This is a genomic window from Mesorhizobium sp. HAY1-8B (genome assembly GCF_056868045.1).
The window spans coordinates 6,516,035-6,539,778 of sequence record NZ_CP200321.1 but is presented as its reverse complement, the minus strand read 5'-3'; the positions used below and the strand labels follow the sequence as shown (position 1 = coordinate 6,539,778).

At 61.0% G+C, this 23,744-nt stretch carries 18 protein-coding genes and 4 pseudogenes; 9 read left to right on the top strand and 13 right to left on the bottom strand.

What is annotated here, in order from left to right; all coding sequences use genetic code 11:
* Window positions 1-48: 48 nt before the first annotated feature.
* From AC1VON_RS31480 to AC1VON_RS31470, 3 genes are all read right to left on the bottom strand, one after another.
* Window positions 49-891, bottom strand: coding sequence for an endonuclease/exonuclease/phosphatase family protein (locus AC1VON_RS31480; RefSeq protein WP_483126010.1), 843 nt, complete (start codon window positions 889-891; stop codon window positions 49-51).
* Between the two features lie 120 nt (window positions 892-1,011).
* The gene (locus AC1VON_RS31475; protein ID WP_483126009.1) at window positions 1,012-2,475 is read right to left on the bottom strand and encodes a phospholipase D-like domain-containing protein; all 1,464 of its coding nucleotides are present in this window, start codon (window positions 2,473-2,475) and stop codon (window positions 1,012-1,014) included.
* Between the two features lie 734 nt (window positions 2,476-3,209).
* Window positions 3,210-4,106 (bottom strand): LysR family transcriptional regulator, encoded by an 897-nt coding sequence (locus AC1VON_RS31470; protein ID WP_483126008.1) that lies wholly within the window; start codon window positions 4,104-4,106, stop codon window positions 3,210-3,212.
* Window positions 4,107-4,374: 268 nt separating this feature from the next.
* Between AC1VON_RS31470 and AC1VON_RS31465 the strand changes: the two genes are divergently transcribed.
* From AC1VON_RS31465 to AC1VON_RS31440, 6 genes and pseudogenes are all read left to right on the top strand, one after another.
* The gene (locus tag AC1VON_RS31465; RefSeq protein ID WP_483126007.1) at window positions 4,375-5,109 is read left to right on the top strand and encodes an SDR family NAD(P)-dependent oxidoreductase; all 735 of its coding nucleotides are present in this window, start codon (window positions 4,375-4,377) and stop codon (window positions 5,107-5,109) included.
* 68 nt (window positions 5,110-5,177) lie between these two features.
* On the top strand, window positions 5,178-5,930 hold the full coding sequence (locus AC1VON_RS31460) for an SDR family NAD(P)-dependent oxidoreductase (protein WP_483126006.1): 753 nt from the start codon (window positions 5,178-5,180) through the stop codon (window positions 5,928-5,930).
* 90 nt (window positions 5,931-6,020) lie between these two features.
* Window positions 6,021-6,619, top strand: a pseudogene (locus AC1VON_RS31455) (NADPH-dependent F420 reductase).
* Between the two features lie 84 nt (window positions 6,620-6,703).
* A complete protein-coding gene (locus tag AC1VON_RS31450) occupies window positions 6,704-7,132 on the top strand; it encodes a nuclear transport factor 2 family protein (RefSeq protein WP_483126005.1) in 429 nt (142 codons plus the stop codon).
* An 11-nt stretch (window positions 7,133-7,143) separates the two neighbouring features.
* Window positions 7,144-7,776, top strand: a complete 633-nt coding sequence (locus AC1VON_RS31445) for a class I SAM-dependent methyltransferase (protein ID WP_483126004.1) — start codon at window positions 7,144-7,146, stop codon at window positions 7,774-7,776.
* Between the two features lie 209 nt (window positions 7,777-7,985).
* Window positions 7,986-8,616, top strand: a pseudogene (locus AC1VON_RS31440) (tyrosine-type recombinase/integrase).
* A 240-nt stretch (window positions 8,617-8,856) separates the two neighbouring features.
* Here the strand turns inward: AC1VON_RS31440 and AC1VON_RS31435 are convergent.
* The 4 genes from AC1VON_RS31435 to AC1VON_RS31420 all read right to left on the bottom strand — a co-directional run bounded on the left by AC1VON_RS31435 (window position 8,857) and on the right by AC1VON_RS31420 (window position 11,946).
* Window positions 8,857-10,395 carry a carboxylesterase/lipase family protein gene (locus AC1VON_RS31435; RefSeq protein ID WP_483126406.1) on the bottom strand — a complete coding sequence of 513 codons (1,539 nt, stop codon included), beginning with the start codon at window positions 10,393-10,395 and terminating at the stop codon, window positions 8,857-8,859.
* A gap of 304 nt (window positions 10,396-10,699) precedes the next feature.
* On the bottom strand, window positions 10,700-10,909 hold the full coding sequence (locus tag AC1VON_RS31430; RefSeq protein ID WP_483126003.1) for a hypothetical protein: 210 nt from the start codon (window positions 10,907-10,909) through the stop codon (window positions 10,700-10,702).
* 55 nt (window positions 10,910-10,964) lie between these two features.
* Window positions 10,965-11,738: a type I methionyl aminopeptidase gene (gene map, locus AC1VON_RS31425; RefSeq protein WP_483126002.1), complete on the bottom strand. Its 774-nt coding sequence runs from the start codon at window positions 11,736-11,738 to the stop codon at window positions 10,965-10,967.
* 1 nt (window position 11,739) lies between these two features.
* Window positions 11,740-11,946: a ParD-like family protein gene (locus AC1VON_RS31420; RefSeq protein ID WP_483126001.1), complete on the bottom strand. Its 207-nt coding sequence runs from the start codon at window positions 11,944-11,946 to the stop codon at window positions 11,740-11,742.
* 377 nt (window positions 11,947-12,323) lie between these two features.
* Between AC1VON_RS31420 and AC1VON_RS31415 the strand changes: the two genes are divergently transcribed.
* The gene (locus AC1VON_RS31415; protein ID WP_483126000.1) at window positions 12,324-14,669 is read left to right on the top strand and encodes an HAD-IC family P-type ATPase; all 2,346 of its coding nucleotides are present in this window, start codon (window positions 12,324-12,326) and stop codon (window positions 14,667-14,669) included.
* A gap of 79 nt (window positions 14,670-14,748) precedes the next feature.
* Here AC1VON_RS31415 and AC1VON_RS31410 read toward each other — a convergent pair.
* Window positions 14,749-15,036: pseudogene (locus AC1VON_RS31410) on the bottom strand (Ros/MucR family transcriptional regulator); the annotation flags it as partial.
* Window positions 15,037-15,336: 300 nt separating this feature from the next.
* Here AC1VON_RS31410 and AC1VON_RS31405 point away from each other — a divergent pair.
* A pseudogene (locus tag AC1VON_RS31405) lies at window positions 15,337-15,420 on the top strand (ATP-binding protein); the annotation flags it as partial.
* Window positions 15,421-15,590: 170 nt separating this feature from the next.
* Here the strand turns inward: AC1VON_RS31405 and AC1VON_RS31400 are convergent.
* Together AC1VON_RS31400 and AC1VON_RS31395 are read right to left on the bottom strand one after the other, a co-directional pair.
* A complete protein-coding gene (locus tag AC1VON_RS31400) occupies window positions 15,591-16,544 on the bottom strand; it encodes a sensor domain-containing diguanylate cyclase (RefSeq protein ID WP_483125999.1) in 954 nt (317 codons plus the stop codon).
* 128 nt (window positions 16,545-16,672) lie between these two features.
* Window positions 16,673-18,556 (bottom strand): sensor domain-containing phosphodiesterase, encoded by a 1,884-nt coding sequence (locus tag AC1VON_RS31395; RefSeq protein WP_483125998.1) that lies wholly within the window; start codon window positions 18,554-18,556, stop codon window positions 16,673-16,675.
* A 617-nt stretch (window positions 18,557-19,173) separates the two neighbouring features.
* Between AC1VON_RS31395 and AC1VON_RS31390 the strand changes: the two genes are divergently transcribed.
* Window positions 19,174-19,404 (top strand): hypothetical protein, encoded by a 231-nt coding sequence (locus AC1VON_RS31390; protein WP_483125997.1) that lies wholly within the window; start codon window positions 19,174-19,176, stop codon window positions 19,402-19,404.
* Here the strand turns inward: AC1VON_RS31390 and AC1VON_RS31385 are convergent.
* From AC1VON_RS31385 to AC1VON_RS31375, 3 genes are all read right to left on the bottom strand, one after another.
* A complete protein-coding gene (locus AC1VON_RS31385; RefSeq protein ID WP_483125996.1) occupies window positions 19,401-20,402 on the bottom strand; it encodes an Acg family FMN-binding oxidoreductase in 1,002 nt (333 codons plus the stop codon). The genes AC1VON_RS31390 and AC1VON_RS31385 overlap by 4 nt on opposite strands.
* A gap of 323 nt (window positions 20,403-20,725) precedes the next feature.
* Window positions 20,726-21,130, bottom strand: coding sequence for a host attachment family protein (locus AC1VON_RS31380; protein ID WP_172348834.1), 405 nt, complete (start codon window positions 21,128-21,130; stop codon window positions 20,726-20,728).
* Window positions 21,131-21,178: 48 nt separating this feature from the next.
* A complete protein-coding gene (locus AC1VON_RS31375) occupies window positions 21,179-23,566 on the bottom strand; it encodes a phosphoketolase family protein (RefSeq protein WP_483125995.1) in 2,388 nt (795 codons plus the stop codon).
* Window positions 23,567-23,744 lie beyond the last annotated feature (178 nt).

Genomic DNA, 23,744 nt, shown 5'->3' with positions numbered 1-23,744 from the left:
GGAGATAGAGCATGATGTCGTCCGAAAACCGCTTCACACTTTTCGCCATCATGCTCTAGTCATTGTGGTGTGATCGGCCGAAACCATATGATCCAGGCGCACGAAGGCTGTGAGCGGCAGATGATCGGAGGCAACGCGCGATAGCGGCGTATCGTGCGCTTCGACCGCCGCTATCATTCCGTGCCGATTGGTCATGATCCGGTCGAGCGCCAAGAGCGGCAGGTTGGAGGGGAAGGTGGGGACCGCCGGCGGTTGCGGCCCGAAAGTCGCATGCAGCGTGTTGAGCGCGGAGCGGTTTCCAAGCCGCCATTCGTTAAGGTCGCCAAGCAGCAGGGTCGGCTTCTCATCGGCGCTGCTCATGATGTCCAGCACGACGCGAGCCTGCTGGGAGCGTGAATGGCGCAGCAGGCCGAGATGGGCGGCGATGACGCGCAATGTCCGGTTTCCGTCGAGGTCGATCTCCGCCACCACCGCGCCGCGCGGTTCCAGGCCCGGAAGCCTGATCTGATGCACGTCACGGACGACACCCTTCTTGAACAGCAGGACATTGCCGTGCCAGCCGTGACCCTTGCCTGTGGCCGAAATCGGCACCGGCACGAGGCCGGTTTCCCGCTCGAGGCGGGGCAGATCCAGGAGGCCGTCACGGTCGCCGAAACGGTTGTCCGCCTCCTGCAGGGCGATGACATCGGGGTCGATTTCGCGGATGACGCGGCTGGTCCGCTCAGGGTCGAACTTCCGGTCGACACCGATACATTTATGGACATTGTAGGAAGCGACCAGCGTGCCAGTGGCGGCGGTCGCCTTGTGCGCGGCTGCGTTTGCCTTCCGCATCCGCCGGTCACGGATGGTCAAAAGCACGCTTGCCGGAAGGCTGCGTCCGTTCATTCGCATCGTGTGCTTGCCATTTCTGCTGCCTTCACCATGCACTTCAAATAGAGTCTTTGCGCCTATGTTCCATGATCGACCTCAAACTATCCGCCAAACACGTCGTTTTGTTTAAGTCAGGCCTCTCTAGAGATAGGGTGATCCCAGCCATAGGATACGGTCGAACAGCCGGATGATGAAGGGCCGGGCCCGCAAGGAGTCCAGAGTGACAGGGATGGCCGTTTCAATTGCCGATCCAATCCGGGTTTCGATCTCGTGGGCAAAGCCCGCGTCAAGGACCTCCAGATCGATCTCGAAGTTGAGCCGCAACGACCGGGCGTCGAGATTGGACGAGCCGACATAGGCCCACACGCCGTCGATCGAAAGCAGCTTGGAATGGTCGAATGGGCCTCCCGTGCGCCATATGCGGCAATAGTTCTTCAAGATCTGGTCGAATTGCGCGGTCATGGCGCGGTCGACGAGGAAGAGATTGTTCACCGCGGGCACCACGACATCGATCTCGACGCCGCGTCGGGCGGCGGTGATCAAGGCGCTGATCAGCTCCCGGTCCGGCAGGAAATAGGGCGACATCAGGCGGATCGACTTGCGCGCGACCGAGAACGCACCGATCAGCAGTTTGTGGTTGGTCTCATTGCTGGCATCAGGCCCGGATGCAACCGCCCGCACCAGCATCGGTTGGCCAGGTGGCGGCGACAGCGGCGCAATTCGCCAGGCATCGCCCTTCAGGGCCTCGTTGGTGGCGAAACGCCAGTCTTCGGCGGCAACCGAGAACAGGTCGGCGACGACAGGCCCGGTGACCTTGAAATGCGTGTCCCTTGCGCTGTTGGAGCCTGCGAACTCGGCGGAAAAAGCCTTGCGGATGTTCATGCCGCCGGTAAAGGCAACCGTGCCGTCGACCACAAGGATCTTCCGGTGGGTCCTGAGATTGGCGTAAGGCAAGCGCAGGCCCATGACGATGTTGCCGTTGAAGACGTCGGCGGGAATGTCGGCCTTGCGCAGATGACTCAGGATGCTGGGGACGGAATAGCGGGCGCCGACGGCGTCGATCAGCACGCGAACGGTGACGCCGCGCCGGACGGCACCGGCCAGCGATTCGACGAAAAGCAGGCCGACGGCGTCATTGTCGAAAATGTAAGTCTCGAGCAGGAGGCTGCGTTCGGCGCCATCGATCGCCGCGCACATGGCGGCATAGGCCTCGTCGCCGGTCTCCAGTACGTCGATGGCATTGCCTGGGTTGAGCGCGCGCCGCGCCACCCTGTCGCCCAGCGTCCGCAGACCGGTGAAGCGCTGCCCGTACCGTTCGACAATGAGCGCCTCTTCGGCAGCGACGTCACCCTCGTGCTTGGCGGCCACCGCATCGCCGGCAAGCGGGCGCTGCGCGGTGATCGTGGCGCGGCGAATGCGGTTGATGCCGGCCACGGCATAGATCAGCACGCCGAGGATCGGTGACAGCACCATCACGCCGACCCAGCCGGTGGCGGCCCGGACATCCTCCTTGGTCATGACGGCGTGGGCGATGCCGACGGTCGCCATCACCACCGAGATGATTGCCAGGATTTGGGTCCAGTGAGTCGCAATGGTGTCGAACATTGCCGGGACTATCCAGCGAGCGATTGCAGAAGGCAATGCAGCCGATCATGCTTCGCATTCGCAGGTGGCGCCCATAGCTCGGTCAGCACTTTGGATAGGCATCAGCGCCACGGGATTGGCCTGGGCAAAACCTTTCCATGAAGCGTGCCGATGCATGTCGCCCAAAAGTGCGTAGTGGTTTTGGCTGAGCGATATGCATCAAACAAGACTTAAAAGCGGGTAGCGTATCTGAACGATCGTGACGCGCTTAGAAACCCAGGCTTTCGAGAAGGCGCACGCTATGCTTCGCGCCTGCTGCGAGATAGATCAGTCCTGTGGTGGAAGCAGCTCAACCGCGTAGCCTGGCGCCGCTGCCCGAATGGACATCGGGTGCGCGGTGGCTGGCTGACGCCCCAGGCAATGGATGAAATTCAGGAGGAAACCAACTCCGGCTTTCGGTGCGCGTTCTTCCGGGTGAATAGGCTAGGCGCGTATGTCAGCGTCAACTAGGGTTGGCTGATGGCGCTATGGTCTGAGCGGACTCGCGGGGGACGGCGAAGCTGAATGCGCCCATAAGGGAGCGGAGGTCTGGCGCCGTCACCAGACTTCTCGTCGGACCCGATGGAGCCTTTGAAAGGCTAAGACGCCTACCTCACCCCACGCGCCCATCCCGCGCAGCGGCTTCGTCTCCGGCCCAAATTCGGGGCAGGGTGCAATTGTATCCACGGCAAGCGTCGCCGGCGACCTGCCGCGCGTCAGTCGCGCGGTACGGACAGCCCCGTGAGAAGCGGCGCGTATGCCGCGAGCCTGCGGGATATGAATTCGGTGAAGAGCCGCACGCGCTTCGTCTTGCGTGTCTCGCCCTGTGTGAGAAGCCAGAGCGTTCCGTACATGTGCAGGTCGGTGCCCGGCACCCTCACCAGTAGGGGGTCGGCATCGCCGATGAAGCACGGCAGTGTCGTCATCCCGAGCCCCTGCCGCACCGCGACGATCTGCGCCTCGCCGTCCGTGACCCTGAACGGAACCTCGGCGGTGCGAACCTCACCTTCGTGAGCCCAGTCCGGGATTCCATGAACGCTTATGACGATCCACCGGATGGGATCAGGCGCGCCCGAACGCCATGCGGCTAGTCGATCCCGGGATATGTAGACGCCGCCGAACAGCTCCGGTCCCTTCAGACCGTGGAGATTGAGCGGCAGGGTTTTGCGGTCGTAAACGACGCGGATCGCCACGTCGGCCTCTCGGTTGGTCAGATTTGCCAGCTCGCCGGACGACAAGATTTCCATCTCGATGTCCGGATGCAGACGCGCGAAATCGGCGAAGTCCGGCATGAGCAGGTGTGTCGCGAGGGTCGGAGCCAACGTTACCCGCAGAAGCCCGCGCACGCTCTGGTCGCGACCGAAAACGCGCGTCTCCAGCTGGTGCGACGACGCTTCCATTCGCTCCGCGAGCTCGAGAACCTCCTCCCCCGCAGCCGTCAGGCGGTAGCCCGAAGGCAGCTTTTCGAACATCTGCGCCCCGAGGCGTTCTTCAAGCTGGGCGATGCGTCGTAGCACGGTCGCGTGGTTGACGCCGAGGTGCTTGGCGGCGGCCCGCACCGAGCCTCCGCGTGCGACGGCAAGAAAGTAGCGAACGTCATCCCAGCCGATCATGGTGCAATCCCGCACCGCGCGGTGCGCCGTCCAAAATTCTAACCTATCCTACAGCAGTACAGGGCGGTTATCGTAACATGTCTACGAGCGGGCCGCATTTCCGAACGGCGGAACCTTATCGTCGCGGCTGCCGTTGGGCCATGCCGGATCGATTTTGCACCACCGATGTGCGCGCTTCCTCACTCAACGCCTGACCCTAGCAGACCCATCTTCAAGGCCTCGGGGCGTTCCCGAATGACCAAGGCGGAAGCCTGGAGGGATGCAAGTCATGACCAGATTGAATGGAAAGACCGCCGTCATCACCGGCGGCGCTACCGGCATCGGCCGCGCGGCTGCAAAGCGATTCGTAGAGGAGGGCGCGTTCGTCTTCATCTTCGGCCGCCGACAGGAAGCGCTCGACGCCGCTGTGGCGGACCTTGGGCCCAATACCCGCGGGGTGAAAGGCTCGGTCTCGGATGAGGCCGACCTCGACCGACTCTACGCGGCCGTGAAGGCCGAGCGTGGAAGCCTCGATATCGTCTTCGCCAATGCCGGGGCCGGAGGCCCGCTTCCGCTCGGCAAGATCACCGCCGAGCACATTGACGAAACCTTCGACACCAATGTGAAGGGCACGATCTTCACGGTCCAGAAGGCGTTGCCGCTGATGGGCTCGGGCGGTTCGATCATCCTGACCGGATCGAGCGCCGGCACCACGGGTGCCCCGGCATTCACTGCCTACAGCGCGAGCAAGGCGGCCGTGCGCAATCTCGCGCGGACCTGGGCGGAGGACCTGAAGGGCACCGGCATCCGGGTCAATGTGTTGTCGCCCGGGGCGACGGCGACTGAACTCGCGAAGGAAGCGCTGGGCGAGGAGGGCCAGAAGGCCTACGGCGCGATGACTCCGCTCCAGCGGATGGCCGATCCTGCGGAGATCGCGGCGGTGGCTGCCTTTCTCGCGTCGTCGGACAGCAGCTTCATGACCGCCAGCGAAGTCGCCGTCGATGGCGGCCTGGCACAACTCTGACTCCCATGCGGGACCACGCTTCTCAAACTTTACGACAAAACAAAACACACGAACAAAGGTGAAATATTATGAAAAAACTCGAAGGTAAGGTTGCAGTCATCACAGGCGGAAGCAGCGGGATTGGCTTGGCGACGGCCAAGCGCTTTGTAGAAGAAGGTGCACACGTCGTAATCACCGGGCGACGAGAGAAAGAGCTGAAGGAGGCCGCAGCCTTCATCAAGATTAATGTTACGACGGTCGTGGGCGACGTGTCACGCTTGGAAGATCTGGACCGGCTCTTTGCCATCGTGAAAGAGAAACATGGTCACATCGACATTCTCTTCGCGAACGCTGGCGCGGGGACAATCGCACCGCTCGCAGCGGCTACTGAGGCCCACTTTGACCAGACCTTCGACGTGAACGTGAAGGGGCTGTTCTTCACTGTGCAGAAGGCCCTTCCCCTCTTCAAAGACGGCGGTTCGATTATCCTGAATTCTTCGGTTTCGAACGTGCTGGGGTTGCCGGGGTTCAGCACATACGCGGCGAGTAAGGCGGCAGTGCGCAACTTCTCGCGCGCTTGGACCCTAGAACTGAAAGACCGCAAAATCCGAGTGAATACGATGAGCCCCGGAGCAATCGAGACCCCCGCCTTGGCGACAACAACGGGCCTTACCCCTGAGCAAGCCGAACAAGCGGTCGCCCAGTTTGCTTCCCAGATCCCAATGGGTCGCAGGGGCAAACCAGAGGAAATCGCGGCTGCTGTCACGTTCCTCGCCTCCGATGAGAGTTCTTACATCACCGGTGTGGATCTCGCCGTTGATGGAGGCATGGCGCAGGTTTGAGCCCGGCGCGGTCCCGTGGCCGGCCTTCAGCCCCGCCAGTAGTGACCCCGCTTCTCAAACTTTAGTTCCACACAAGATAGGAGAAACATTGTGAGTTACGCAATTATCGGCTTCGGCAATATCGGCAAGGCTCTGGCCAAGGCGTTTGCCCGCAAGGGCATCGACGTGTCCGTTGCAACGACGCGCGACCCGGAAAGCTTTGCAGCCGATGCGGCCGCGATCGGCCCCACGGTCATTCCCAAAAAGCTGGCGGACGCGGTCAAGGCGGACATCATCTTTTTGGCTGTCCGTTTCGAGTCGCACCCGGAGGTCGCGAAGGCGCTCGCCACCTGGCAGGGGAAGACCATCATCGATGTGACCAATGCCTACGGCGTGCCTCCTGAAAAACTGGGGGACAGCCTTCTTCCAAGTTCATCGCGCTGGCATTCTCAGGTGCAAAACTAGTCAAGGGCTTCAACCATCTGATCGCTGCCGTCCTTGACCAGGATCCGGCCGTGCATGGTGGCAGGAGAGTCGTGTTCCTGGCGAGCGACGATGACGCTGCCGCAAAGGAGGTTGGTGCGCTTGCGGAAAAGCTCGGTTTCTCGCCGATCAAACTTGGCGGGCTGTCGGAAGGTGGGCTGCTGGTCCAGGCGCGCGGAAACAGCTGGGGTCAACTGATCTTCAAGGACCTTGTCAAGTTCGACTGAGGAACACGACGTGCCAACCGGCAGGGCCACAATGCACGGATCGGATCGAGCGCGATGCGATCCGTGCGAAATGGAGAAATTCCCATGAGCATCGAGGAGAACATCCAGACCGTGAAGGACTTCTTCGCCGCGATCGGCCGCGGCGACATCGAGGCTCTGCTGACGCTGGTCGCCGAAGACATCGAGTGGATCATTCCGGGCGAAGACTGGCCGCTGGCCGGAACGCGCCACGGACACGCCGGGCTGGCGGATTTGCTTGAGACAGCATCGAAGTCGATAGAAACGTCCACGGAAGCCCGGGAGTTCGTGGCGCAAGGAGACCGGGTCCTCGTCGTCGGCTTCGCTAGGGGAAGGATGAAAGCCACGAACAAGGCGTTCGAGGATGACTGGATCTTCGCCATCACCGTCCGGGACGGCAGACTGACCAACATCCGGGAATACGTCGACACGCAAGCACTGGCGCGTGCCGCGTGGATGGACGCGCCCGCGCGCTCGTCTAATGCCCAACCATAAAGGGGATACCGATGTACGACCAATCCAAGCTATCCGAATTGATCCGGTTCGCACGTGTCGATGCGGGCTCCACTGTCATTGACGTTTACCCAGGTGACGGCGACTGGACGCGCCTTTTCTCCGACGTCGTGGGACCCGAAGGTCGGGTCTACAGCTTCGTGCCGGCCGAAGTCGCCGACTTCAAGAACGATCCGGTCGGCCGCATGCGGACGCTTGCGAAGGAGCCGGGCCGAGAGAACGTCGAAGTCGTCTCGGCGGACCTCGTGGCGATGCCGCGGGCCACGCAGCCAGCGGATGTCCTGTGGCTGCACTTGTTTTACCACGATCTTCACACCGCCCTGATCCAGAAGAGGGGCGCGACGGCGGCCGACTTCAATCGAGCCGTCCACGAGCGGCTGAAGCCCGGTGGGTGCTACGTCATCGTCGACCACGCCGCCGCCGCTGGGTCGGGCACGAGCGACACCCAGTCGCTGCATCGGATCGACCCTGCATCGGTCCGCGACGAGGTGGTGGCGGCCGGCTTCGTACTGGACGCGGAAAGCACCATACTCGCGAACAAGGATGATGCGCACTCGATCAAGGTGTTCGATCCTTCGATCAAGGGCGAGACCGATCGCTTCGCCTATCGGTTTGTGAAGATTTAACACTGAGCTATTCGCCAACGATGAGGTGGGCACTCGTACGGGAGGCGGCTTTGACAAGTGCGACGACCGATTGTGGGTTGGTTTGGGAACGACAGCTTACCGCAGACGTCGGTCAGAACCGGATCGTCCGCTGCCGGCTCCCACAATCCCAACCGAGGATGTACCTGGACGGTCCTCTCGCGGCCAATCATGGTCGAAGGAGAAACGAAATGGGACATTCTCACTATGACCCCACCGCCCCCGATCGCCGCGCGTGGAACGCGGGCAAGACGGTCGGAACGAAACGCCCCCTGAAACCTCGACAGATATGGGCAATCCGATTCTTTCTCGATCGAGAGCGGCGACAGCGCGATCGAGCCCTCTTCGATTTAGCAATCGACAGCAAGTTGCGGGGCTGCGATCTCGTCAGGATCAAGATTGACACCCTGGTTCTCGGGCCTGAAATTCGAAGCCGCGCTGGTCGTGCAACAGAAAACAGGCCGACCGGTGCAGTTCGAGTTGATGAGCGACGCACGCTCCAGTCTTCTCGCATAGTTGGACCGACGCGGCGGCGCCGTTGACGACTACGCATTTCCGAGCAGGATCGACCCAACGCGTCACATGAGCACGAGGCAGTATGCCCGCGTGTTGGACGAATGGGTCGTGGCGATCGGGCTTCGACCCCAGGAATACGGCACGCATTCGCTGCGGCGAGCCAAAGCGTCGATCATTTACAAAGCGACGGGTAACCTCCGCGCTGTTCAGATTCTGCTGGGCCACACCAAAATCGAGAACACAGTCCGATATCTCGGTGTCGACGTAGAAGATGCCCTTGAACTTGCCGAGGCCACGGAAGTCTAACCAGATGCGGCTCCATTTCCGAGTGGAGCCGTGGATGCTAAGCGCCTCATGTCCGCCGTTCGGCATGGCCAATGCCGGCCCTGTGAGCTGCCACTCGCGACATGCCGCAATCGCGACCCGACCGATTGATTCTAGACACGCATGAGCACCAGGCTCTGCGAGACCGCTAGAACGTTGGAGGGCAGGAGCCTCGCGAGTGCGCCCTCATCTTGCGGAGCCCAAAATGGCGAGCTTCCTACTTCAACCGCCACTATAAACCTTTTTCCACAAGTCGAGCCGGGCCTTCAATGGATCAGGCCCGATGGTCACACCATCATTAGTGAAGTCGATGACCTTGTCCTCCGACGCGTTGTAGGGCGGCCATTCCGGCCGCCCGTTGCCATTCGGGTCGCCGGTCTTGGCAAATGCCACCCAATACGAACTGGCCAAAACGCCCATGCCCTTGTCGGCCTCGGTCACCTTGTCCTTCACGACTGCGGCGGGAATGTTGAACACATAGGGTATCTCAAAGCCATGCAACGTGCCCTTCCATTTTGGGCTGCTGCGCAGCGCTTCGGCGACATAGGAGAAGCGATACCAATAGGTCGGCTGGCCGGCACGGGCCACTTCGTCGGCGAGATGACGCGACGGCTCGACCAGCGTCTTGTCCGCCAGCACCTGCTGTTTCAGTTCGTCCAGCGTCTCGGTGCCTTTTGGATCGTAGAGCTTTCTTGCTTCGCCTTTGTTCGATCCGAACATGGCGAACAGCGCTCTCTTGTTTTTTGCTACGCCAACGCCAAGGTCGCGATTGTTGGCGCCAACCATGACAGGCACCGTGGCCTGATGACCGGCGGCGAAAGCAGCTTCGGGCGTCTCGGTCAGGAACTTCCCGTCAATTATGGAACCTGCCACTCCCACAACCGGCCTGCCGGAGGCCATGCCGTCGATTGTTGCCCCGGATGAAGTGCCCGCTACGACCTTGTCCGCCGGCAGCTTGCGTAGGGCAGCGAGCGCCTTTTCATCTTCGCCCTTGATGCCCATGGAGCGTGCATAGGCGAGGGCGCGTTTTTGGGCCTCGTCAAGAGTTGTCAAGGGAAGCGATTTGGCCCGCGCCGTCGGGACGCCGGGCGATTGCAGGATGGCGCGAGCAAAAAGACCGCGCGACATGGGCGACGTCAGGTGAGCCATGACCGAACCACCGCCGGCAGATTCTCCGAAGATGGTCACATTCTTAGGATCGCCACCGAACACGGCAATGTTGTGCTGCACCCATTTCAGGGCCGCAAACTGGTCCATGTAGCCATAGTTGCCGTGCACCTCGTCGGGGGCTTCCTTGGCAAGCGCCGGGAAGGCAAAAAAACCCAGCCGGCCCATTCGGTAGTTGATGCTGACGACGACAACACCTTGTGAGGCGAGCGCTGCGCCGGGGTATTGCGGCGTGTTACCGTGAACCAGGGCCCCGCCGTAGATCCACACCATGACAGGCATCGGCTTGTCGGACGTCGCGGCTGGCCGCCATACATTCAAGGTAAGGCAATCTTCGGACTTGGGCAGATCGTCCACCTGCATGCACGATGGGCCGAAATCCTTGGCATCCAGGACACCTTCCCAAGGCTTCACGGGCTGCGGGTCGCGCCAGCGCAGATCGCCGACAGGCGGTGCGGCGTAGGGGATGCCCTTGAAGCTGAGGACACCATCCGCAGTCACGCCGCGAACTGAGCCCCCTTCGATGGCGACAGGCACATCGGCCGCGTGGGCGATGCCGCCAAGCAAACCCAAGATGATGGTAGCCAGTTCCATTTTTCGATATAGGGAAAATTTCAACATGACGACGATCTCCTCACTCATCGGCCAAGTTAAAGCCCAAGAACTTTACACCTGAAACGTCCGACCTGGTAACGGTTGGTAGTCTTTCTCTCGAAAAGCGCACCTTCGATTCCAGTCCAGGCGACGGCGATGTGTCTGTGTACGAAGCCGCCTTGCGAAAGTTAGATGTTTCCGGTCTGTGCTCGAAAGTCGCATACTTGGCAGTGAGGAACCCTCCACTGAAGGGCAACAACCGATACGTCCAGCGCTCGACCACCTTCCCGTCGGGCCGCGCAGCCTACCTGCGATGCCTCGTCGACGACACCAGATAGCCCAACGCAAGCATCATGGCGCCGACTGCGATGCCCACGCTGATCACGCCTGCGGGTGTGATCCTGGCACTGCCCTGCAACGTGATGTGCTCTCCCACACGCAGGTCGAAAACGGACTTGATTTCCTCGGGATGCAAGGGAACTTCGGATGAAGTTCCTTCTTGAGCAACTGACATTTCCAGTCTCCAGTGCGAACATGCTGGGCACTGTAGCCCGAAATTTCGGTAAAGATCACGCACTGCGCTCCAGCATCTCGTCGCGGCGCAGGGTCAAGACTTCGACGCCAGTCCTCGTGACGGCCACCGTATGCTCGAATTGGGCGGAGAGCTTCCGGTCGTTGGTCACGACCGTCCATCCGTCGCTCCCGGTCGAAACCTTGCGGGTGCCCTGGTTGATCATCGGCTCTATGGTGAAGACCATGCCCTCGCGCAGCTTCAAGCCCGTTCCCGGCCGTCCGAAATTGAGCACCTGCGGTTCCTCGTGCATCTCGCGGCCGATGCCGTGCCCGCAGTATTCTCGCACAACTGAATAGCTGTTTCTTTTGGCGTGCCGTTCGATTGCGAAGCCGATGTCCCCCAGATGTGCTCCGGGCCGGACCTGCCGTATCCCTTTCCACATGGCCTCCTGGGCGACCCGCACGAGCCGCCTCGCGGCTGGTGCGGCATTGCCGACCAGATAGGTCTTGCTCGAGTCCGCGATGAAGCCGTTCTTTTCAAGCGTGATGTCGAGGTTGATGATGTCGCCGTCACGGATGATCTCGCCTGGATCGGGCACACCATGGCAGACGACATTATTGATCGAGCAGTTCAGGACATATTTGAAGCCATATTGCCCCTTGCTCGCCGGACGCGCGGCGAGATCCACGGTGATGAAGCGGTCCACCAGATCGTTGACCTGCAATGTCGACATGCCGGCGAGTTCCTGCTCGTCCAACATCTCGAAGACCGAGGCCAGCATCCTGCCTGATACGCGCATGAGCGCCAGTGCGTACGGGGTCTTTACCATGTCAGGCGACCGCTAGATCCGCGAGACCCACATGCGCCGCCGCGAACTGCATCTTCACGATCTCGTTGAAGGAGAGGGTCGGATTTGCTTCGGCCAGCATGCCGACCTTCATCCAGAACTCGGCCTGCGCATTGATGGACCGGCACATCACCGTACTGGCTCGCCGAGCTTCCTCATGCAGATCGTCGTCGATTTTCACGATGCCCATGAACGCCTCTTAAAGCAGGTAGCATATGAACCATATATGATTCGTATATTGCTTGGTCAATCTTGTTCTGATCCCTGATCGCCTCCGGGCGAAGAGGACATTGACGAAAGCACCGGGACACTCTCGAACGACGATGGCAGGGATGACGACATAGTGAACGCTCGCCCTGGGCAGTCGGCTCAAAGTAATCAGAAGGTCATTTCCACCAGAGCCGACGATATGGCAGCTTGATATCTGACCCACGGCCCATCGCAGGTCGCAGTCGGGAAGATTGTCCTGCTAGAACGGCCGGGCAAAGAATGCGCCTGGCGATCGTCCGATATCAACTGCGGCAGGTTCGTCATGTGAACCCCTGCACAAATCATAGGTTCATGCCCTTGGAAGCTGTAGCTCAAGACAATGCCGTTGAGTTGCCTCCGGGCCTTTCCAAGGAAGTGGCCGCACGACTTCTCGCAGAAGCCGGTCCGAATGAGGTTGCCTCGACCGAGGAGCATCCGGTTCGCCGCGCGTTGCGCCACTTCTGGTCGCCGGTGCCTTGGATGCTGGAGATCACCATCGTCCTGCAATTGGTAGCAGGTGAGCGACTTGAAGCGGCTATGGTCGGCATACTGCTTGTGATCAATGTCCTGCTCGCAATCGTGCAGGAAGGGCGCGCAAGCGCGACACTGGCCCTGCTTCGGCAGCAACTGGCCCCGAAAGCGAGGCTAAGACGCGATGGTGCGTGGTCCGATGCTCCGGCATCGGTGCTGGTACCGGGCGATATCGTGCAGCTTTCGCTTGGCGGCATCGTGCCGGCCGACGTGCGCCTGCTGTCCGGCTCGGTGCTTCTGGATCAGTCGATGCTGACCGGTGAATCCGTTGCCGTGGAGCAGCAAGGCGGCGCTACCGCCTATGCCGGTGCTTTGGTGCGGCGGGGCGAAGCGGTCGCCGAAGTCGTGGCGACCGGTCCGCGAACCTATTTCGGCCGCACCGCCGAATTGGTTAAGACCGCGGACGTCGAGAGCAGCGAGCAGAAGGCCGTGCTCGGCGTCGTCAAGGCGCTGACCGCGGTCAACATGGCAATCGTGGTGGCGATGGTCGCCTACGCCTACACCATCGGCATGACGGTGGCGCAAATCGTGCCGCTGGTGCTGGCCGCGCTTCTGTCCGCCGTGCCTGTCGCCATGCCGGCGGTGTTCACCTTGGCGGCGACAGTCGGTGCGCAAAAACTTGCACGTCAGGGCGTGCTGCTGGCCCGGCTCTCCGCCTTGCAGGAAGCCGCCATGATAGACGTGCTTTGTGTCGACAAGACCGGAACGCTGACGGAAAACAGTCTCGGCGTCGGCCAGGTGATCGTCCTGGCTGCAGGAATGAATGATGCCGCGGTGCTTGCCCACGCCGCCGCCGCCAGCTCGACCGATGGCCAGGACCCTGTCGATGCAGCCGTCCGCGCAGCAGTCTCCCATTCATCGGAGCCGCCCTTGAAGGTGCTCCGCTTCACGCCCTTCGATCCCGCAGTCAAGATGTCGGAGGCGATCACCGCCGGGCCGGACGGCCAAGAGATTCGTATAGCCAAGGGTTCGCCGATCGCCATTTCCACACTCGCGCCCTTAACTCCAGATATGCAGGCCTCCATAACCAACCTTAGCAGCGAGGGATATCGCGTCTTGGCGGTCGCGGCCGGCAGCGCGGGAGCCATGGCGGTGCTCGGCCTTATCGGGCTCAGCGACCCGCCGCGTGCGGACTCAAAGCCCTTGCTCAGCGACTTGAAGGCACTGGGCATCGCGCCGATCATGATCACTGGCGACACCGCGGAGACCGCGGGTACCGTCGCTCGCGCCATCGGGTTGGATGGGCCGGTTTGTCCGCCAGGCCGAATCCCGGAGAAGGCAGCGCCGCAGGACTATGCTGTCTACGCCGGCGTGTTCCCGGAAGACAAGTTCAAGCTGGTGCGCGCCTTTCAAAGCGAGGGCCATGCCGTTGGCATGTGCGGCGACGGCGCCAATGACGCTCCCGCGCTGCGCCAGGCGCAGATGGGCATCGCCGTCGCCAGTGCCACCGACGTCGCCAAGTCCGCTGCTGGTCTGGTGCTGACCGCGCCAGGCTTGCGCGGCATCGTGGCTTGTATCGAGGAGGGCAGGGCCGCCTTCCGGCGTGTGCTGACCTTCACGCTGAGCATGCTGGTCAACAAGGCGGTGACGCTGATCGTCATGGGCGGCGGGCTGGTGATGACGGGTCACGCAGTGATGACACCGCTGCTCCAGGTTCTCTGGATGCTGACCGGGGACATCGCGATGATGGCGCGCGCTGGCGACCGTGCCAAGCCTACGCCCTATCCCAACGCGTGGCGCATCCGAGAATTGACGCTTGCCGCGCTGCCATTGGGGGCCGTGAAGCTGACCTATGCCATGACGATACTGGCTCTTGGCTGGTTCTGGCTACGGTTTGACGCCGAAACGATGCAGAGTCTCACCTTCCTTACTCTCGTGCTGGCTGGGCAGGCGACGAGCCTCGTGCTGCGCGAGCGCGACCATGTCTGGCAATCGCGTCCTGCGGCCGTGCTTTTGGGGGCGATTGCGATCGCGGCGGCCGTCGCAACGACCTTCGCCTGGGCCGGGTGGTTCATGGCGCCGTTACCGGCTTGGCTCATTCTGGCGCTGTATGGAACGACAATCGGCTTTGGCCTGGTCTTCGATGCTGTAAAGGTTGCCGTGCTTAAGCGCCTTCCGGTGGACCGCCGATGATATGTTCTCAATGTGATACGTCTTGCCCCCTCTTGGCGGGGGAGGAAAAGCGGAATGATGGAAAGGATCTCTCGAAGCGGTAATCCGCTGGCAGGCCCCATTTCGCGCGGTACTCGTCCGGCGTCAGGCCGTAGTGGGTCGCGAGGTGCCGCTTCAGCGACTTGAACTTCCTCCCATCCTCGAGGCTGATGATGTAATCCGGCGCGACCGATTTCTTGATCGCTACCGCAGGCTTGAGAGCTTCGGATTTTTCCGGCGCGCGATCTTCGCTGACGGTGCCCTTCGATGCAGCGTGGATCTGCCCGAGCAGGGCAGGGAGATCGCCAACGGGAACCGGCATCGTGCTGGAGGTTATGCGCGAGCCAATGCTCGCCCTCCTGCTTGCCGGCGATGCCGCCTATCTGCTGCTCGGTGATCTGAAAGAGGCGATTATCTCCTCGCATTTCGCAGGGCAATCGAGGCGCTGTTCGCTTCACGCGCCTTGGAGGAAGCAGACCTTGTCGTGGCGGGTGCCTATAGCCATTCGCAGTTTCGTGAGGCCCTGTTTGGGGGAATGACCGAATCCCTCCTTGAGCAATTCTTGCCACCGGTGTTGGTATCGCACTAAGGGAGGGGCCGCCTCACCGTCTGACGCCAGGAGGACTGCTTCGACGGCCTCTATGAATAGACCTGGGTCATCGTCACCATCGACTTGTCGTTCAGAAAATGGCCAGCTGTCTTCGGCGACGCCAAGATGACGACTGCGCTGCTTGGGAGCAGTTCTGGAAGCCTTTTGACGGCGGTATTCAAGGCCCAACTTGATCGCACAATCTCTACAAAGCTTTCCCCGCTGCACGATATGGGCGAGGGAGTCCGAAAGCGCGCAACACTGACATTTCTTAAGCATTTGGAGACTCTCCGCTTGGGCGCTAGAGTTCACAGTTAGGCCGCATCTGGATCTTTCGGTGCAAGGAGCAGCGCGACCTCAACGCGGTTGCGGCCCTTGTGCTTGGCCTTGTAAAGGGCGGTGTCGGCGGCAAGAAGCAGGCCTTCCGGCATGCTGATCGTCCCGCCGGACCGGGACAGTGCGGTGGCGGATCCGATGCTGACGGTGACATACCCGCCGCCTTCCGGATTATCGGCATGAGGCAGACCGAGTTTTTCGATTGCGACCCTCAGCCGTTCCGCTATTTCAACCGCTCCATCGGCATCGGTATCTGGCAAAATGATGGCGATCTCTTCACCACCGTATCGGGCTGCCTCGTCAGCGGGGCGATGAAGGGCATTCTTGATGGCAGTAGCAACGGCACGAAGACAATCATCGCCAACCTGGTGGCCGTATCGGTCGTTAAACCCCTTGAACCGATCGACATCGAGCAGCAGCAGGGACATCTTTCCGCCAATCCGAACGGTGCGCCGCCATTCCCTGTCCAAGGCCTCGTCGAAGGCTCGGCGGTTGCCCAGTCCGGTCAATCCGTCCACCATCGCCAGCGCGCGGAGCTGCTCTTCGAGCTGCTTGCGTTCTGTTATATCTCTCATGATCAGGACGAAATCGCTTGGAACGCGAGTTACAGGATCTCGGACGATGCGCGCCTTGCTCTCCACCCAGACAGTCGTGCCATCTTTCCGTCGGACCTCGAGCGCCAAAGGTACGCCTTCGTCGGCCCCGGCAAGCATAAGTGCGGTTTCGGCAGCGATGCCCTGGAGATGCTCGGGCGGAACGAACACTTCCGGGCCATGCCCCAGCATTTCCTCGGGTAGCCATCCTAGAAGTCGGGTGCATGACGGTGAAACATAGCGCGCCTTCATGTCCGGTCCGATTTGCATGATGACGTCACCGCTGTTCTCGGCGAGCATTCGAAAATTCGGCTCCTCGGCGACAATGCCCGAAGGCATAACCAGACTTCCCGGAACTTGCGTGGGCTCGGCTTGACCGAGACTCTTCCGAAAGAGTCGTAACGCGGTTGGCAGACGCATATTTGTTTCCCTCCCCGGGTCTTGTGCTGCGGACCCGCAGCAGTCTTTCACCCTAGGAACCGGCCGTGGGGGCGTCCTGTCGGGCGATCAAATTGGTCTTTGCCAGCCAGATCGTCTGCCATCCCGGTCTCGTGCTCGCCGATTGGTTGAGCGAACCGAACCAAAAGTCCTGTTGCGATCTGGCGGGACACCGCTTGTGAGAACAGATATCCTTGACCGAACTGGCAACCGATCTCCGCCAGCAGACTGGCCTGAGCTTCGTTCTCGATGCCTTCAGCGATGACCCGGATGTCGAGCTTGCGTGCGATGCCAATCAAGCCCTCGACGATGGCCAGGCTTGGATCTCCCTGGACAAGGCGATCAATGAAGGATTTGTCGATCTTGATGATATCGACCGGCACCGTCAGCAGATGCGTGAGCGAAGCGAAGCCAGTTCCGAAATCGTCGAGTGCGACGCGCAGGCCATGGGCCCGTAACACCTTGATCTCCCGAGCGACGATCGGATCGCGCTGGCCGAGATAGATCGACTCCGTGACCTCCAGAATGATGTGCTTTAAGGGAACGTTCTCGCGACCGAAGGCTGCTTCGAGACGTGCGTACAGCGTGCCACTATGAAAATCGGCTGAGGTGATGTTGATGCCGATATGCTGCAGCGGAATACCTTGATCTAGCCAGGAGCGCGCGTCCGCCGCGACGATCGCCATCATGCGTTCCGTCAGATGCGAGGCGACGCTCGCATCTGACGTCGCCTGATGAAATTCGGCGGCAGAGACGACCTCTCCGTCCGGCTTGCGAAGGCGGCAGAGCGCCTCCATGCCGACGATCGCGCGGCTGTCGAGCCGCAGGATCGGCTGATAGAACGCGTCGATCCGCCCTTCGCTCAATGCCGCGTCGACATCGCGGATCACCTCGATACGGGTCTTGATCGCGCTGCCGATTCCTGGCCAATAAAGGATGAAGCCGCCCGGCGAGGTTTCCTTGGCGTGGTAGAGTGCGAAGTCGGCATTTTGGCGCACGCTTTTCGCATCGCGGTCGTCAGCGGACAACACTGCACCGCCGATCGTTGCCCGCGGCACGATCACATGTCCGTCACAGTCGGCGGGCACAGCCAGGGCATCGAGAATATGATGCGCCATACTCTCGATGCTGGCGAGCGCTTCTGCTCCCTGGAGGATCACGGCGAACTCATCGCCGCCCATGCGAAAGACCCGGTCTGGCGCCACGCTTGCGGCGATACGGAACGCTACCACCTGCAACAGAGCGTCGCCGGCCGCGTGGCCGAAGGTGTCGTTGACGGCCTTGAGGTTGTCGAGGTCAACGACCAGAAACGCCCAGGCGCCCGGTTCCGCGCTGGGCAAGCGCTCCAGAGCGACGTCAAGACTCGCCCGGTTCGGTAAGTCTGTCAGGGCATCGACATAGGCTTTGCGCTCGCGTTCGATCACCCGCTGGTGGCGCTCGAGCGCGATGGCGCACAGGGAGGTGGACGAGGCGACGACCTCCTTCTCGCGCGGGGTGGGGCCGCGCTTCTCTGGAAAATACAGGGCAAAGGTGCCGAGCACGGCGCCCTCCGCGTCGCAGATCGGGCTCGACCAGCAGGCCCTCAGGCCAAGCGCCAGGACGGGCTCCTTGAAGGCGATCCAGCGCGGGTCGGTCGCGATATCGGTCGCAGCGACGGCCTTTCCGAGATAGGCCGCAGAGCCACAGGAGCCCACCAGCGGGCCGATCATCAGGCCTTCAAGCCGAGCCGTATATCCATCCGGGAAGCTGGAGCCTGGCAGGGGATGCAACAAGCCGTTACCGTCAACGCGCAGAACGGAGCACCAGACGCCCGGCAACAGCTTCTCGATCTGGTGGCAAAGTCGGTCCGTCGTCGCTTCGAGCGTTTCGCCCCTGGCGATCATTTCGAGGATGGTGTTCTGGAAATGCAGCATGTTACCCGCCGATCCTCGATTGCGGAAACTTTCCAATCCGGCTCGTTTCCGGATGAGATAATTATCAGGGTACAACGTGAATAATATTATAATTTGAGCTAATTATTATTAATATTAATTTTCCGTCATGAAAAAATTGTCAAGAATAACCGAAATTACGGATTTCGTCTTCAGCAAGATGGATCGTGTTGATCGACTGCCCAACGTTACGTTCTCCGGCAACAATTGTAACAACAACCGTATGCAGATAGGTGCAACGGGCTCGCGAGACTCCACGTTATGATGGTAAATTGCTTCGAACCGGCGTTCGATTCTAATGCAAAAATATCTGCCTTCGTTATCGGATTGTCATCCTACCCACACAAAGGCTTCAGCATTGATACGCCGGCACTATCATTGTCGCTAAGCGTATTCAAATGACTTTTACGCCAGATCACGATTGCAATTCTGGAAAACTTTATCGGCGTGCTTATGCCAATCGTCAGTTGGGTCAGTGGCGTCGCCGCAAGATCGACATAGAGACCACTTTGTTCTTCCCTTCGTATCCATCTCTAAGCGCCATGAGGCACAGAGTCGCCGGGATCCCGAAGACAATCGTTCCAATAAAGAGCTGAAGCATGACCGTGCGTCCTGTTGACCAGATATCCAAGTCTGCGAACTTGGCTCCGTTCAACGGTAGAGACATTGCGCCGGATCAAAATGTGGAAGAGTTTTTCTCGCAATTTCTGCCGATGGCCCTCGTCTTCGAAGGAACACGAATGAGGCCGTGGCCGATGCAAAGCGTTGCTGGCGCTGATGATCCCGTCAAATCACGCCACCAAGCGCGTCGCGCGGACGATATGCCTTAGCTCAGTACGGCAGCCACGGGACGGCGGGGCGAGAAGGGTAGTTGGGGCCCGTAGCCGAAGCGGATGACGATGTCGGGCCGCCGTCCGTTCTCGCCGACGAGAGCTGCCAGATCTGGTCGGAGCCGTGCAACCTCGACCGGCTGGTTGATGAAGGCATGCTTGAGCCCAAGACTGGTTGCCGTAAGCAACAAACGCTGGCAGGCGCGCCCGATCGCGATCCAGTGGGCTTGGTCCGCGCGGTCGGCGAGAAGGATGGCGATCCCTGGGGAGGAGTCGATCTGGCGTGCATATTTGTCGTTCTCGCTCGCGGCCCTGAAGAACAGGTCGAAAGCGATGTGGCCGAGAGGGTCCGGCAGCACGGGATTCTCGCTGGCCGCCGAGAATAACCCATCGCCGGTCATCATGGCACTGCGTGGATTGAAGCGAAGCCATTGCCTCAGTTCGGTCATGAAGGCTGGATCGGCCATCTGCGCGCTGTTGCCGGCGACGACCAGATCCCGCACCCGGTCGATCTGCGCACGATCGGTAAGAAAAACGACGCGAACGCCTGGCGTCTCGGCGGCCTGTCGGAGCTTTTCGATATCGGTGATCGCCACTGGACGTCCATCATAAGTCGCGCGCGTGGATTGGCGCATGGGGATGGCCGCAAGCAGCGGGTCAGGACGGACCGCGCCCTTGCCGAATGAATAACGCGGATACCCACGATCGGGGTCGATTTGCAGTTCCCCGGGCAGGCCTGCCGCCGTCGCCGCTATCAGCAGGTTCTCGGCGGCGCAGCCGAGGCTGACGAAAAGATGATGATCGTCCGGATCGACCGCATGCGTTGCGCGCGAGAAGTCGGGCTGGATGTCGATGGAACTCTCTTCGACATGAAAGCGCCAGGGCTGGGTATTGTGGCTGTTGGCAGCGAGTGTTGCATAGCGGATGACGTCTGCCATTTTCGGTTCGGCCGGAACCGGCATGCGAAGGCGGGCAGAATAGCCATCATAGTCGGCCATCGATCCGGCGGCTGAGCGCCAGCCCGCGGCTCCCGCCCCGACCATAAGCAGCGCGCCCCCCGCGCCCATGAGCATGTTCCGCCTGTTCATCCCGACCTCCCTTCCGCACCAATATAGACTGGCCGACCGCCATGCGTTTGACCGAGGCCAGCGAGTGATGATTCACGAATGCTGTATGGCGGCCCGGTTGGTTGTGGGTCAGCGGCACTGGAAATCACGTGGTCTGTCCCGGACGAATTTCGCAACTTGCCGAGAAGAACCACGATGGAGCGGAGAAACAGTGGCCAGATCCAGCACGCTGACTCCTCCACCCTTCGCGGCAGTCACGATTCGGCAATGGCGGCTTCAATCGCCTCCCTTGAATGCTCCACCAAGTCCTTGGCAATTTGTCCCACCAGCTTCGCTTCCAGCACGCTGTGGAAATGCTGGCGCAATTCTCCAAGTGTGCGCGGATCGGCGATGATCGCAAGTGCCCCGATCTTCCCCGCAAGCGCCTCTCGGTTCAGATAGGCTGCCGCTGCCGCGACAAAATTGTCTTCCTCGAGACGAGAGCTGTCCGGATTGGCGGAACTGCTGCGATGCCGTCCGCCGGACCCTGTATTTTCCGGGTCGAGATCGAGCTCAGGAAGGTCGATCAGGGTGACGTGCGGTTCGTGGCCGTGGTTGCGGAAAAGCCGCATCCTTTTACCGTCTATGACCGCGACGAATGCCCCATTTGGCAGGATCATCTTTTTCTCCCTTCGTTAGAACTCAGTTCCGTCGAGCAGCAAACCCGCTCATTCTCTTCCCGGCCAGCGCCATCCCGCCACCTCGGGCATGTCCGCGCCGTGTTCACGGATATACTGGTTGTGCTCGATGAGTTTGTCGCGCATGGCCTGCTTGACATAGGCGGCGATCGGCCCGAGCCGTGGCACGCGGTCGATCACGTCGGCGACCAGATGGAAACGGTCGAGATCGTTGCGCACGACCATGTCGAAGGGGGTGGTAGTGGAGCCCTCTTCCTTGAAGCCGCGGACGTGCATGTTGTCGTGGTTTGTGCGCTTGTAGGCGAGCCGGTGGATAAGCCAAGGATAGCCGTGATAGGCAAAGATCACCGGTTTGTCCTTCGTGAATAGCTCATCGAAATCGGCGTCGGACAGGCCGTGCGGATGCTCGGTCTTGGGCTGCAGTGTCATCAGGTCCACAATGTTGATGACGCGGACCTTCAGGTCGGGGAGGTGTTGGCGCAGCAGATCGACGGCGGCCAGCGTCTCCAGCGTCGGCACGTCGCCACAACAGGCCATGACCACTTCGGGCTCGCCGCCGCGGTCGTTGCTCGCCCATTCCCAGATGCCGATGCCGGCCGAGCAATGCTTGATCGCCTCGTCCATAATCAGCCATTGCGGCTGCGGCTGCTTGCCGGCGACGATGACGTTGACGCGGTTCCAACTCCTTAGGCAATGGTCGGTGACATAGAGCAGCGTGTTGGCGTCCGGAGGGAAGTAGACGCGTACGATGTCGGCCTTCTTGTTCGCGACATGGTCGACGAAGCCGGGGTCCTGATGGCTGAAGCCATTATGGTCCTGCCGCCAGACATGCGAGGTCAGCAGGTAATTCAACGAAGCGATCGGGCGGCGCCAGGCGACCTCCTTCGAGGTCTTCAACCACTTGGCGTGCTGATTGAACATAGAATCCACGATGTGGATGAAGGCTTCATAGCATGAGAAGAAGCCATGCCGACCGGTGAGCAGATAGCCTTCCAGCCAGCCCTGACAGGTATGTTCCGAAAGGATTTCCATCACGCGTCCTTCCGGCGACAAATGATCATCGTAGGAAAGCGTCTCGGCATCCCAGGCCCGGTCGGTCACCTCGAAAAGGTCCTGCAACCGGTTGGAGGCGGTCTCGTCCGGGCCGAAGACGCGGAAGTTGCGGGTCGAGGCATTGTTGTGCATCACGTCCCGCAGGAAGCCGCCGGTAATCTTCGTGGACTCCGCATCCGTGTCGCCCGGACTGTGGACCGTCACGGCATAGTCCCTGAAGTCCGGCATCCTGAGCGGTCGCATCAGAGCCCCGCCATTGGCGTGCGGATTGGCGCTCATGCGCTTGTCGCCCGCTGGCGCCAGTGCAGCGACCTCCGGTTTCAACCGGCCTGTCTCGTCGAATAGTTCCTCCGGCTTGTAGCTGCGCAGCCATTCCTCAAGCAGCCCCAGATGCTCCGGCTTCTCCATGGTGAACGGCACTTGGTGAGAGCGCCAGAACCCTTCCGCTTTCAGCCCGTCGACAGTCTTCGGCCCGGTCCAGCCCTTCGGCGATTTTAAGACGATCATCGGCCAGATCGGACGCTCGACGCTACCGCCGGTGCGCGCCTTCTCCTGGATGGCGCCAATTTCGGCGAAGGCATCGTCGAGCGCGGCCGCCATCTTCTGGTGCATCACCTCAGGCTCGTCGCCCTCGACAAGGATCGGACGATAGCCGTAGCCGACAAGCAGCGACCGCAGTTCCTCCCAGCCGATGCGGGCGAGCACGGTCGGATTGGCTATCTTATAGCCGTTCAGGTGCAGGATCGGCAGGACGGCGCCGTCGGTTTTCGGATTGAGAAACTTGTTGCCATGCCAAGAGGTGGCGAGAGGCCCGGTCTCGGCTTCGCCATCACCGATCACGCAAGCGGCGACCAGATCGGGATTGTCGAAGACCGCGCCGTAGGCGTGGCTGAGCGAATAGCCCAGTTCGCCGCCCTCATGGATGGAGCCAGGCGTCTCCGGCGCACAATGACTTGGGATGCCACCGGGAAAGGAGAACTGGCGGAAAAGACGGCAAATCCCGGCCTCGTCCTGCGAGACATCGGGATAGAGCTCGCTGTAGGTTCCCTCGAGCCAGGTCGACGCGACCACGCCCGGAGCACCATGACCCGGACCGGCGATGAAAAGAACGTTCGCATCCCGCTCGCGGATGATGCGGTTGAGATGGACATAGAGGAAATTGAGGCCGGGCGTGGTGCCCCAATGGCCAAGCAGCCGCGGCTTGACATGTTCCATCGTCAGCGGCTCGCGCAGGAGCGGGTTGGCCAGGAGGTAGACCTGGCCAACCGACAGGTAGTTGGCCGCGCGCCACCATGCATTGATCAGACCAATCTCGTCGGGTGCAAGCGGGGCTGCCTCGTTGGACGTCGGATTGCTCTCTTGCATTTGTCATTCGCCTTCCTTGTTGAAGCACCGCAGGGCAAGTTGCGGAGCGAGCCATGACGGACCGCCCGGAGAACGCAGTCCTGTAGGGCACATCGGCCCTCAAAATGATACAGCTCCGATATGATTGCCTTGATGCGGATCAAGGTCCACCGTCCTGAGACGGGCAGGGTGAGGGACT

Coding starts and splice junctions, on each gene's coding strand:
- AC1VON_RS31480 (WP_483126010.1), bottom strand. CDS start 891: ATGCGAATGAACGGACGCAGCCTTCCGGCAAGCGTGCTTTTGACCATC.
- AC1VON_RS31395 (WP_483125998.1), bottom strand. CDS start 18,556: ATGCTGCATTTCCAGAACACCATCCTCGAAATGATCGCCAGGGGCGAA.
- AC1VON_RS31450 (WP_483126005.1), top strand. CDS start 6,704: ATGAGCATCGAGGAGAACATCCAGACCGTGAAGGACTTCTTCGCCGCG.
- AC1VON_RS31420 (WP_483126001.1), bottom strand. CDS start 11,946: ATGGGCATCGTGAAAATCGACGACGATCTGCATGAGGAAGCTCGGCGA.
- AC1VON_RS31380 (WP_172348834.1), bottom strand. CDS start 21,130: ATGATCCTGCCAAATGGGGCATTCGTCGCGGTCATAGACGGTAAAAGG.
- AC1VON_RS31475 (WP_483126009.1), bottom strand. CDS start 2,475: ATGTTCGACACCATTGCGACTCACTGGACCCAAATCCTGGCAATCATC.
- AC1VON_RS31400 (WP_483125999.1), bottom strand. CDS start 16,544: ATGCCTTCGGGCATTGTCGCCGAGGAGCCGAATTTTCGAATGCTCGCC.
- AC1VON_RS31390 (WP_483125997.1), top strand. CDS start 19,174: ATGACCGTGCGTCCTGTTGACCAGATATCCAAGTCTGCGAACTTGGCT.
- AC1VON_RS31465 (WP_483126007.1), top strand. CDS start 4,375: ATGACCAGATTGAATGGAAAGACCGCCGTCATCACCGGCGGCGCTACC.
- AC1VON_RS31460 (WP_483126006.1), top strand. CDS start 5,178: ATGAAAAAACTCGAAGGTAAGGTTGCAGTCATCACAGGCGGAAGCAGC.
- map (WP_483126002.1), bottom strand. CDS start 11,738: ATGGTAAAGACCCCGTACGCACTGGCGCTCATGCGCGTATCAGGCAGG.
- AC1VON_RS31470 (WP_483126008.1), bottom strand. CDS start 4,106: ATGATCGGCTGGGATGACGTTCGCTACTTTCTTGCCGTCGCACGCGGA.
- AC1VON_RS31385 (WP_483125996.1), bottom strand. CDS start 20,402: ATGGCCGACTATGATGGCTATTCTGCCCGCCTTCGCATGCCGGTTCCG.
- AC1VON_RS31375 (WP_483125995.1), bottom strand. CDS start 23,566: ATGCAAGAGAGCAATCCGACGTCCAACGAGGCAGCCCCGCTTGCACCC.
- AC1VON_RS31445 (WP_483126004.1), top strand. CDS start 7,144: ATGTACGACCAATCCAAGCTATCCGAATTGATCCGGTTCGCACGTGTC.
- AC1VON_RS31435 (WP_483126406.1), bottom strand. CDS start 10,395: ATGGAACTGGCTACCATCATCTTGGGTTTGCTTGGCGGCATCGCCCAC.
- AC1VON_RS31430 (WP_483126003.1), bottom strand. CDS start 10,909: ATGTCAGTTGCTCAAGAAGGAACTTCATCCGAAGTTCCCTTGCATCCC.